At 61.9% G+C, this 10,489-nt stretch carries 14 protein-coding genes and 1 pseudogene; all 15 read right to left on the bottom strand.

The features are described 5' to 3' along the window. Positions 1 to 14 precede the first annotated feature (14 nt). The gene (locus LK03_RS13205; protein WP_038412832.1) at positions 15 to 674 is read right to left on the bottom strand and encodes an HK97 family phage prohead protease; all 660 of its coding nucleotides are present in this window, start codon (positions 672 to 674) and stop codon (positions 15 to 17) included. 18 nt (positions 675 to 692) lie between these two features. Further along, positions 693 to 1,964, bottom strand: a complete 1,272-nt coding sequence (locus tag LK03_RS13200) for a phage portal protein (protein ID WP_038412831.1) — start codon at positions 1,962 to 1,964, stop codon at positions 693 to 695. Beyond that, positions 1,964 to 3,685 carry a terminase large subunit gene (locus LK03_RS13195; protein ID WP_038412830.1) on the bottom strand — a complete coding sequence of 574 codons (1,722 nt, stop codon included), beginning with the start codon at positions 3,683 to 3,685 and terminating at the stop codon, positions 1,964 to 1,966. The genes LK03_RS13200 and LK03_RS13195 overlap by 1 nt, the downstream gene beginning before the upstream one ends. After that, the gene (locus LK03_RS13190) at positions 3,682 to 4,164 is read right to left on the bottom strand and encodes a phage terminase small subunit P27 family (RefSeq protein WP_038412829.1); all 483 of its coding nucleotides are present in this window, start codon (positions 4,162 to 4,164) and stop codon (positions 3,682 to 3,684) included. Before LK03_RS13190 ends, LK03_RS13195 begins: the two co-directional genes overlap by 4 nt. A 147-nt stretch (positions 4,165 to 4,311) precedes the next feature. Then, the gene (locus LK03_RS21955; RefSeq protein ID WP_038412828.1) at positions 4,312 to 4,692 is read right to left on the bottom strand and encodes an HNH endonuclease; all 381 of its coding nucleotides are present in this window, start codon (positions 4,690 to 4,692) and stop codon (positions 4,312 to 4,314) included. Beyond that, a complete protein-coding gene (locus LK03_RS13180; RefSeq protein WP_038412827.1) occupies positions 4,683 to 4,883 on the bottom strand; it encodes a hypothetical protein in 201 nt (66 codons plus the stop codon). The genes LK03_RS21955 and LK03_RS13180 overlap by 10 nt, the downstream gene beginning before the upstream one ends. Before the next feature lie 63 nt (positions 4,884 to 4,946). Further along, positions 4,947 to 5,255 carry a hypothetical protein gene (locus LK03_RS13175; protein ID WP_038412826.1) on the bottom strand — a complete coding sequence of 103 codons (309 nt, stop codon included), beginning with the start codon at positions 5,253 to 5,255 and terminating at the stop codon, positions 4,947 to 4,949. Further along, positions 5,252 to 5,578 carry a hypothetical protein gene (locus LK03_RS13170; protein ID WP_038412825.1) on the bottom strand — a complete coding sequence of 109 codons (327 nt, stop codon included), beginning with the start codon at positions 5,576 to 5,578 and terminating at the stop codon, positions 5,252 to 5,254. Before LK03_RS13170 ends, LK03_RS13175 begins: the two co-directional genes overlap by 4 nt. Before the next feature lie 125 nt (positions 5,579 to 5,703). Continuing rightward, positions 5,704 to 6,093 carry an antiterminator Q family protein gene (locus LK03_RS13165; protein WP_038412824.1) on the bottom strand — a complete coding sequence of 130 codons (390 nt, stop codon included), beginning with the start codon at positions 6,091 to 6,093 and terminating at the stop codon, positions 5,704 to 5,706. A gap of 5 nt (positions 6,094 to 6,098) precedes the next feature. Beyond that, positions 6,099 to 6,416 (bottom strand): hypothetical protein, encoded by a 318-nt coding sequence (locus LK03_RS13160; protein ID WP_038412823.1) that lies wholly within the window; start codon positions 6,414 to 6,416, stop codon positions 6,099 to 6,101. A gap of 271 nt (positions 6,417 to 6,687) precedes the next feature. Further along, positions 6,688 to 7,986 (bottom strand): annotated as a pseudogene (locus tag LK03_RS13155) (tyrosine-type recombinase/integrase). After that, entirely contained in the window at positions 7,983 to 8,411 is a 429-nt protein-coding gene (locus tag LK03_RS13150; protein WP_038412822.1) for a VRR-NUC domain-containing protein, read from the bottom strand. Before LK03_RS13150 ends, LK03_RS13155 begins: the two are co-directional and overlap by 4 nt. Beyond that, on the bottom strand, positions 8,408 to 8,704 hold the full coding sequence (locus tag LK03_RS13145) for a DUF1364 domain-containing protein (RefSeq protein WP_038414716.1): 297 nt from the start codon (positions 8,702 to 8,704) through the stop codon (positions 8,408 to 8,410). The genes LK03_RS13150 and LK03_RS13145 overlap by 4 nt, the downstream gene beginning before the upstream one ends. 2 nt (positions 8,705 to 8,706) lie before the next feature. Beyond that, a complete protein-coding gene (locus tag LK03_RS13140; RefSeq protein ID WP_038412821.1) occupies positions 8,707 to 9,501 on the bottom strand; it encodes an ATP-binding protein in 795 nt (264 codons plus the stop codon). Then, positions 9,491 to 10,306 (bottom strand): replication protein, encoded by an 816-nt coding sequence (locus LK03_RS13135; protein WP_038414715.1) that lies wholly within the window; start codon positions 10,304 to 10,306, stop codon positions 9,491 to 9,493. Before LK03_RS13135 ends, LK03_RS13140 begins: the two co-directional genes overlap by 11 nt. Positions 10,307 to 10,489: the final 183 nt, after the last annotated feature.

The raw sequence follows: 10,489 nt of genomic DNA, 5'->3' as shown, positions 1-10,489 counted from the left end.
GGTAAATCCTCGGTTCAGAGTTTCGGGAAGGTTTTGATGCGCTCCAGGAGCGCGGCGATGTTGTCGCCGCCTTCGGACTCGCTCCGAACTGCGGACTTGATGCGGGCAATGAATGCCTGCGCCTCTGACTTGGAGAGGCCAGCTGAATCTCTCAGCCAGTTCTCCGCGTCGCGGATGCTTTCGATGGTGTCCATGCTCTTGAGCGTGGACACGGTGGCCGATTCGTTGGCCGGGAAGGTGCACACGCTGATCTCGGTCAGGCGTGACACGTTCCGAAATGAGTAGCCCGTGGCAATCGACGTGACGTCCTGCTTGGACGCACCGAACCCGACGGACATACCGCCCACGGTCCCGTGCATCATCGCCGCCTTCAGGGCCTCGGACTGCGGGTTGCCAGGCGTGAGCTCGCCACGAACATGCAAGCCCTTGCTGTCTTCAGCGAGGTCGAGCCACTTGCCCACCGGGATCTCATTGCGGCGGTGGTTGAAGAACATGGCCACGGCCCGCGATTGGGATTTGAGCGCCTGCGCAAAGGCTCCTGGCTCAATGATGTCCCCGTCGCTGTCGACCACGCCGAAAACACTGGCATAGCCCTCGAAAACACCCTGGGCGCCGCCGTTGGCGAATTTGATTGCGGCCTGATCGAAGGCCAGGGTCTTGCAAACGCTTGGCATTTGCTGCCTCCAGAAAGATCAAACCCCGCTGGATGCGGGGTCTGGTTTGCCGAGTTGAGTAATGGGCACGTTCTGCGATTGCCGCGTGGCTACGTCACCGCCAGGTAGGGGCGGCATGTTGTCCAACCTGCGCAACTCGTTGATGGTCCGCAGCCCTTTGTCAGCCAGGGTGCCCATGAAGGACGCCCGCGCAGCGGAGTCACCACGAAGCAGGCCGTCAATGTTGTGTTCGGCGTGATACCGCCCAACGTCGCCAGGCTTGAGTAGCCAGCGTTCTATGGCGTACTCCCAGCGGTTGAGGTAGGGCGACAGCGTGTACTGCAGGAAGCCGAGGTTCTGCTGCTCGATGCCAGTGCCCCAGCTGGTGGACTTCTCCACGTCGCCCACCAGGTGCGGCGGCACGCCGAAGAACCTGGCCAGCTCGCTCACCTGAAACTTGCGTGCCGTCATCGTCTCCGCGTCTTGGGGGCTGACACCGATGGCCTGGGTGGTAAACCCGCCCTCCAGAACCCAGAGCCGCTTTTTGACCGGGCCTCCGGAAATCTCCTTGAAATTCTCCTCGACTTGGGCGCGCTGTTCCTTGTTAAGCACCTTCCCTTCGCCTGTCATCAGCAACTGGGGCGACTTGGCGCCGTTGGCATAGAAGTCCCGCTGCTGATCCTCCATAGCGACTGCCACGCCAGTGGTCTTCGCGGCGAAGGCGATCGGCGACAAACCGACCAGGCCGTTGAAACCGAAGCCCTTGAGGTGGAAGATTTCCGACGCTTTGAAGTCAGCGTATTCACTGTCCCGGCGGTACCGGTACACAACGCGCTTGTTATCCAGGCGCACGTCCATGTTGACGGACATCAGCGGCATCAGGCTGATCACGTCACCTACGCTGTTGCGCTCGATCAGCGCGTAGGCGTTACCGTAGAAACAGAGCTGCATGGTCATGGCTTCGCGGAATTCCACCGCGGTCATGAACTGGTTCGGGCTGAAGCGAAGAAGTCGGGCCAGTGGATTATCCATCCCGACCTTCAGGCGGTCATCGCCCTTGGTCTCGAAAACATCCAGCGGCAGCCCTGCAGTCACGGTAGAGATCAAGCGCACGCAGGCAAAAACCGTAGATATCTGGAGCGAACGCTCGTCGCTCACAACTGAGTCACCTACCACCCCGGAGGCAGATACAGGTCCGGTTTGAGAGCCCTTTTCCGGCGATACAAGGCGGCCGCCGACGAAGAAGCTCGCCATGCGCGCCCAGAAGGGGCTGCGGGTGCGCAGGTCAATGCTGTAGTCGGTATCTGCCATTACATGCTCATCGGTCGAGAGAGAAAGTCGTCGACAGAACCCTGCGGCTGCGCATTTGCAAGGATTCGGCCTATTGTCATGATCAGCGCAACCGCGCCGTCGATCTTGTTGTCGTCGCCCTGCTTGATAGGGCGCACCACATCGTCGTTGCCAGGCAGGTTTTTGCCGATCACGTTGCCGATGCACCAGGTCATGATCGGGTTGCCGTCATGGTGGAAGCGCCCCGCCTCGATCGCCGCCTCCAGTTCCTTCATGCCGTCGGACATGTTGGTGTAGTTCTGGGTGATGGTGATCGGGTTGAAGCCTTCGTCGTCCAGGTCGTGGCTCAGGCCAGTGGCGCCGTGTGGGTCGATAGGGCTTTCCCTGATCGGCGCCAGCTTGTTGGCTTCCTTAGTGTCTTCGAGGATTTCCCGGTAATCCACCTCGGCGCCGGGCGTGGCCGTGAGGTGGCCGGTATTTACCCAGGCCTGGAAGCGCTCGGTCATGCGTTTGTTGTCCACGTCGTTGGCCGTGTCTTCCGGTACCCAGAAGGCCGGGGCCACGCTGTAGTAGTGAATCTTCCCGTCGATCTCCCGCCAGAACAGACGCGCCCGCGAGTTCATGTCCAGCTTGCGCGCCAGGTCGAAGCCTGCCACCCACTCCTGGCCCTCGAACTGCTCGAGCGTGAGCGACTTGTCCTCGCAGGCCTTCCAGCTCTCCATGTTGAAGAAGCCGGTTTTCGCGCTCACCCAAAGGTTCAGGTGCTTAGTCTTGAAGGTGTTTGTAAATCGCGCTGACCGGAGCGCCTTGGCCAGCATGCTCTCCAGATACTCTTGGAATACCGACACCCCTATGCAGGGGTTGGCCTTGGCCAGATTTTTCGGGTCGGTCCAGTCGTCACCCTCATCCAGGGTCCAGATGTAGCCGAACAACTCGTCGTCAGGGACAGTTCTGTTCAGCATCTCAATGACCTGGCGGCGCTTGTCATAACACGGCCCCGCGATGTTTGGACCGGCCGTAGTGATGATGAACATCAGCGGCTGTCGACGGGCGCCCATGCCGGTGAGCATGGTGTCGTACTGGGCGGCGGTATCGTGTTCGTGGAATTCGTCGATGATGGCGCAGGACGGTGAAGCACCGTCGCCAGGGTTGCCGATCAATGGTTCGAAGCGGCTGCCGTTGGACGGAATGTTCAGGTTTGAGGCGTTGACCTCGATACCGGCCGCCTCGATCAGCATCGGCGAGCGGCTGACCATCAGCCGGGCCGGCCGGAACACCTCCCACGCTTGCTTCTCCGTGGTGGCGCCTGAGTACACCTCGGCGCCGAACTCGTTGTCGGCGGTGAACATACTGATGCCGACGCCGGCGGCGATCACCGACTTGCCGTTCTTGCGTGGCACTTCCCAGTAGCTTTCGCGGAAGCGGCGGTACCCGCCTTTCTTGCGCACCCAACCGAACGTGCAGGCCAGGCCGAACAACTGCCAAGGCTCAAGGGTGATCAGCTGCCGCTTGAACGCCCACTCGCCCTTGGTGTGCGGCAGCAGCTGCATGAGCCGCAACTTCTTCTCGGCCTTGGCTGCATCGAACTTGTAGGGGTAGCTCTTGGACTTGCTGGCCGCGATGTCCTCGAAATGTCGCTCGATCGCCTGATGGATGTAGCGGCACGCCGGAAACTTGCCCTTGATGACGGACTTCGCCCACACCATCGCCTTGTCGACGTTGGTGTATTTGGTCCTGGTCATAGGTCGCTCAAGAGGCCGGCGAAGGGGTTGGTCGTTTTCTGCTTGTTGCCGCCGATGATCCGCGTGCGGCTGGCCGGGTCCAGGCCGAGCATTGAACCGAAGGTGACCATCTGGCGCATCGCTTCATTCGCCGCGGTGAGCGCCGGATTTTTCACCGGTCCGCCCGTGGCGCCAGCAACGACGATGCCGTGATTGCGCACTGACTCCTGGGCCATGCGCCAATTGCCGTAGGCGGTGCAAAAGGCTTCAACGTTGTGTAGGTCCGTGAGCGCCAGCACCTTCGCCTTCAGTAGCTCGGGCACCAGCATTTGCCACACCCGGGTAGCGTGCTCGCACAGCCATTCAGGGGGATCAACGTTGGTCACAAGGGCAAAATCAGGCTCGTCCTTGTTCAGCTTCCGCTTGCCGGGATTGCCGGCCAGCGCCTTCTGGGCCGTGGGTTTTGGGCGACGGCCGGAGCGCCCGGCAACCCCTGGCATCGGCGCCTCCACTAAACTTTATATTTCGCGGGTGTAAAAAAACGACTGAGGGCGCGGTCTAGAAAGCAAAGGCCAAAAACTTTTGACCCTCCCCCCGAGCATTTTTGAGAAATATTCTCATTTACGGCATAATTGATCTTTTTTTGATCAATTCCGGCGATTATTGCCGAATCCGCCGTCTTCACCGGCAGTCTTGGCCGAGTGGCAAGGACCGCAGAGCGCCTGCCAGTTGGCTCGATCCCAGAACAGCGTCATATCGCCTCGGTGTGGCTGTATATGGTCGACATCAGTCGATGCTGTCACGCGACCTCTCGCTTGGCAGCGTACGCATAGCGGGTTCTTGATGAGAAAGCCGGCGCGTGCCTGTTGCCACTTGTAGCCGTACCCACGGGCAGTTGAGGTCTCACGCGGCTTCTCACGAACGTAGCTCTTAGCCTGGCCGGCGTGTGCATCACAGTAGCCATTGGCATTGCGGTGCAGGAGTCGGCAACCTGAAGCGCGACAGGGTCGCTGGGGCCTCATCGGCATGGCGTGCCGTCCAAGTAATAGGATGGCTCGCTGTCCTGATCGCCCTCTTCCTCGCCGGCCAGGGCATCAATCAGCATCACGTTCTGGTCGGCGATCGTGCGTAGCAGGTTGTTCTGCGTGCGCATCAGGTCGGTCTGCTCCTGCTGCTGGTGCAGGATCTGCTGCAGCAAAGAGACTGCTTGCTCGTTCATGGGCAATTCTCGTCCACTTCTTCAACCACTCGCGCCGTGCAGCGCATCCACTACAGGCCATTACTACCCCCGCTTGCACAGGTCGCAGTCCAAGCGCCGGCAGATCCAGCGCTTCACTCGCGGCCAGTAGGTCAGCATGAACATGTGCCGGAGACCGGCCAGGGCCAGGGCAACGTGCATCGTGACGCCGGCGGTGTTGGGCGTGAAGAACATGCGGTCCGAGCGGGCCAGGATGGCGTAGCCGCTCAGGGCGATGACCGCATAGAGAATCTTGCCGATCACCCCGTCACGCACCTTGCCGCTCAAGATTGACCAGGTAGCCCAGAAGGCAATGCCGCCGGCGGACAGCGCATTCACGTACTCAAGGATCATTGGGAAGGCCCTCCGAACTTGGACCTGATGACAGACCAGAGATCAGCGGCCTTGATAGCGCGGGTCACAGCGGCAATCAGCGAGCCACCGAACGTGCCGAGCAAGAAACCGACGCCGGCGACGCTGCGCGGCTCGGTGATACCGAAGTAGGCGCTCACCATGCCAGTGAGGTAGTGAGCGCAGGCCATACCGGTGAGCAAGAAAAGCAGCCAGGCCTTGCGGTCCAGCAGGTCGTCCTTGTGCCAGCGGGTGGCGATCAGGGCGCCGAGCAGACCGGCGATTCCCACGTCGAACTTCTCGAGCAGGCGGTGAAAAAAATCCATGCTCGACCTCTTGCTGTGCATGAACGAAAAAGCCCCGGCTTTCGGGGCCAGGGCTTGGTGTGTCGCGCTGTTTCAAGCTGGACACGCTGCAATGAAAACAGGTGTTTATCCGCGCGGAAAGCTTTTTATGCAGCCTCGCGCAGTTGCTCCAGCGCGCAGTCGATCCAGGCCACACCGGTGTTGATCAGCTCGCGCGCCTTGGCTTCTCCTATATTGTGCTCCCGAGCGATCCGCAACGCTGGCCACTTGGCTCCGTAGTAAAGCCAGATGAATCCGCCCATCTGCGCGTTGCGTCTGGTCAAGCGACCCACGGCGCCGTCGACGGCCAGGGCCAGGTCATCGGTGATGACGTACTGCTTGGCGCCACCGACCGATGGGATGTTGTCCCGCATCAGCGCATAGAGCGGGCAGACATACTGAGGCACACCCATTCCATCCATACGCCACCAGCCCCACTGCTCGAGCATGTACGCGGTGTCGCCCAGGGGCTTGTCGCTGTAGGTTCGTTTCTTCATTCGGTTCAGTCCCCTGTGTAATTGGTGCCGCCGGCGCCACGGCGGTTATTCGTTTGATACTGGGCTTCCGGGCCGCTGGTCGTGCTTGGGCGCTGGCGCTCGGCCTGCTGCTCCAGCTCACGCACTCGCAGCCCCAGCTGTGTCACAAGTTCTTCCAGCGGCAACGGCTCTCCGGTGAGCGCCGATATCCAGCCCGAGGCGTTACAGTGGCCGCACGGCAGTTCATAAAACGTGCCCATCGTGACCGCTCTCCCACGGCATGAAGGGCACTTGTCCAGCTCGATCACGGCCTTCTTGAAGGCTGGGCCGTGGCTCTTCCTCATGCGTTAGACGCCTTTACCCAGCGCCGCACCGACAGCTCGCATCCCATCTTCAAGCAGACCCCGTTGGCCATTCCCCGATGGGTTGCCCGGCGTCCGCAGCCGCAGTTACAGCGCCGGCGGGACTTCGAATCAACCGGTTCCTGATAGCAGATCTGCCCAGGCATCCCGCCGACAGACCCCCAACCGTCCATCCCGCCGCGCATTGCCGCCGAGCGGGCCGCTGGCGACATCGCGTTCAAGTCGGCCATGGCTGGCCCAGAGTGCTTTCCAGTCATTTCGAATCCTCGCTAATTACAAATTCGCTAAGGCCATCGCAGCCCACGTATTCCGCTGGCTCCGCCGGATTCTGCGAAATCTCGGATAAGGTCTCTGTAAGGCCGTGAATAGCCGAAAAGCCAATACCGTCTAACCAGCCGTGCCACTTCTCCAGAGCTGCGCGGCGCTGCTCCATGGCCTGGGTGTGGATATAGGTGCTGGCGATCTTGCCCAGCGTGTGGTTCAGCAGCATCTCGCCGATGTGCCCGTCGATGCCGAGGTCGGTCCATGTGGTGCGCGACACCTTGCGCAGGTCGTGACTGGTTCAGGCGCCCTGCCCCAACCGCGTGAACACCATGCTCGCCTGGCTCTCGCTCAGGCACAGGCCGCGGCGGTTTGGGAACAGGTACACGCCCTGGTAGCCCTCGGCCTGCTGGCCGGCCCGGTAGCGGATCAGCAGCGCCTTGATTTGCTCGGTCAGCGGCAGTCGGTGCTCGGTGCGGGTCTTCGTGTTGGCCGCTGGGATGAACCACTCGGCGGCGGCCAGCGAGATATCGTCCCAGCGCGCCATGCGTGTCTCACCGATGCGCGTGCCGTGGGCGAGCATCATCACCGCCAGAGTGACGTCGCCGGGGGCGGCCTCGAAGGCCTGGCCCAGCCGCTGCACCAGGTCGGCCAGCTGCACACCGCGCAGGCGCGCTGCTTTGGGCAGGATCTTGGCCTTGGTGAAGTCGCTAAAGCGCATGCCGGCCATGGGGTTGCTGTCGATCAGCCCCAGCTTCAGCGCCTGGCGCATGGCGGTCAGCAGCAGCGCGAACATCTGGCGCAGGTAGGACACCGATACCTTGGCCTGGCACGGCCACATCAGGTGCTTGTCGAGCGCGTCGGCGCTGACGTTGGCCAGCGGCAGGTCACGCAGGCACGGCAGCAGGTGCTGGGTGATCGCCGACCGGGCGCCAGCCTTGCGCTTGGCCGACAGCGAGCGGTCGCGTGCCATGCGGTCGCCGTACCACTCCAGCAGCTGGCCGACGGTGGCTATACCCGAGGCGATCGGCGCCGTCGCCGGGTCGCGCATCAGGCGCTGGCGGATGGCGGGCAGCTCGGCCAGCACCGCCGAAACGCCGAGCTCCGGCCAGCGGGCGACCGGGACCCAGCGCTTGCCACGCACCAGGTGCCAGCTGGCGCGGGTGCGGTCGGTCCAGAAGCGCAGATACAGGCCGGGGTGGCGCGGGTCGCGCAGGTCACGCACGGAACGGTCGGCCGACTGCCTGCGCACCTCGGCCTCAGTGAACCTGACTTCGCGGGTCGCGCTCATGCGGCCACCGTGACGGGTTGCAGCAGGTAGGCGCGGATGGCGTCCATGGCGTCGATCCGCCCCCGGCAAACTATCGCCAGGTATCCCTGATCGGTCAGCGCATGAATCCATGCGTCCTGGCTCGGCGATACGGCGGCGTCGAACGGCGGCATGGCCTTGAACTCGATGTACAAACCGAAGTACCCGCCCCGCGCCATCGGCAGCACCAGGTCGGGCACACCGGCTTTCACGCCCTGCCCCTTGAGCTTGGCGGCGACCAGCTTCACGCGGTGGCCACCGTTGGGAACGTGATAGATCAGCTTAAACGCGGCTGGGAAACGCAGCTGCAGCTCTGTCATCAGCGCGGCCTGCTCCTGGCCTTCACGGTCCACGGGCTTGGCGCGAGGCTGGCGGTGCTTGAAGGGGCGAATTGTGAGCGTGGTCATAGAATCAGCACCGACTCGGAAAGCAGAATCTGGTGAGTACGCATCACGCCCTCTGCGTGGTACAGCCGAACAGTATCCCGATCAAGCGCCTTGCTCCGGCCGTCGCAGACATCGTGGCAAGCGCTACAGGCCCAGGCGCCCTGCAAGTCGTGAGGCTTGTGACCGACGCCGCAGGTGCCCGCCAGGCGGTAATGCGCCAGCACGGTGGTCTCGGGATTGCCGTTGCACACGCCCGGAATGCGCACTTGGCACTCTCGGCCGCGCGCGGCCTTGGTCAGCCTGGTTTGGCGGATGCTCATAAAACCTCCTTGCCCCGATGTGATTCCCAGTTGAACGGCAACACGATCACCCCGCCTTCGCGCAGGCGGTCAGCTGATCGCTCGCCCATGGCAGACGGCAGCTCCTTGGCGCCCAAGTTGGAAATCACGATGGTCGGCAGCATCTTCTCGTAGCGACCATTGATGATTGAGAACAGGCGACTGAGCTCGAAGTCGCTCGGCGCCTCCTTGCTGGCCCCGACTTCGTCCAAGACCAGCAGCGATGGCCTCGTCAGCGATTCGATGATGTGCCCCTCTGTCTGCCCTGAGCTGCCGTCGAAGGTTGCGCGGATCGACTGGAGAATTCCCCCCAACGTCCGGTATACGGCGGTATGCGTCGACTGAGCCATGACCTGCTGAGCGATCGACACGCCCAGGTGGGTTTTCCCGGTACCAGGGTTGCCAACCAGGATCAGGCAGCGACCAGCGTCGAGGTGGCGCTCGAAGTCGTCGGCGTACTGCTGGCATCGCGTCTTGGCCTTGGCTTGCCCTTCGCTGGTGACCGCGTAGCTTTCGAAAGTCTTACCCTTGAACCGCTTGGGAATCAGCGAGTCGCCGAGTTTCCAGGCCAGTTCATTGCGCTGGCGCTTGACCTCCACTGCCTGTTGGGCAGCGGCCTGCTCGGCCTTGCACTGCGGACAAGGCGATTGGAAGACCTTGTTCAGCACCTGGTGCGTGGTCGCGCGGTACTCGCCATGCTCTTCGCATACCGCCATCGAGCTGGCCCGGACCCCGGCCATGCGGGTCAAGTGGACGACGTTCTCAGAACGCATAGGAGCCGTCCTCCCTGGGAATCAGTCCATCGTGGTAGTCGCGGTCAGCGAAGCCATGGTGGCGCGATTGAGCCGGCATGGGCTGCTGGCGAACGTCGCGCACTCGATTGATCACCCAGCTCGCCTTGAAGCCCTGCCAGCCAGCCGACAGCGCCTCGGTGACCGCGTCCGATGCCGAGATACCGGCATCAGCGCACTTGGCCAGTTCGACGTTCACCGTAGCCCAGACGGTGGCGGTAACGGCTGCGCGCTTCGCCTTGCGCTGGGCGAGCCAGTCAGCGAGCAATTGCTCGGGCACCTGGTAAGGGTTGTCAGCGAGGATCTGTGTGAGCCCGAATGGCTGTTTGCGATCTCTCTTTGGCTCGACTGGCGGCTCGTCGAGCTTGGGGGGGGATGTAATATCTTCCAAAGGAAGATTTACATAGGGGGTTTCTTTCTTGGAATAGAGAAGGGACTCGTCGGTTTGGGTCTGTTTCGCGATCTGTCCGATTCGGACGATTTGAGCCGAATCAGACGAAATGGTCTGTTTCGGCTCTACCACATAGACCCACTCTTTCGGGTCGCAAACCCCAATGTCGCCACGCGCACCACCCTCTCGGAAAAGCACGCGCCGACGCAGCAGGCTGGAGATCGCCTTGGACACGGTGTCAGGGTGGATATGAGTGGCCTTGGCAATGTCCGTGGCCGGAATCCGCTGGGCACCCGCTGAGAAGTTGATGGTGGCCTTGGCCACATACAGCACGATCTTCATCTCGCGCGCCGAAAGATCGATAGCCATCAGGCCATCCATCAGCTGATTGTCCATACGGGTGAACCCCCTGGACTTGTCAATGTGAGTGATATTTGTCATGATCCATCTCGTAATCGCTGTTGAAGAAGCCGCCCTGCCAGGCGGTTTTTTTTGTGTCTGCATTTCAGGGGCCGGGAGGCCGAATGAAGGCTGCAAAGGAGTTTTTTGCTAAGCTGAAAGCGAAGCACTGGGACCAAA

It is taken from the genome of Pseudomonas cremoricolorata (genome assembly GCF_000759535.1).
Lineage (GTDB): Bacteria > Pseudomonadota > Gammaproteobacteria > Pseudomonadales > Pseudomonadaceae > Aquipseudomonas > Aquipseudomonas cremoricolorata_A.
The sequence above is the reverse complement of the archived record's forward strand: the minus strand, read 5'-3'. Positions and strand labels throughout refer to the sequence as shown.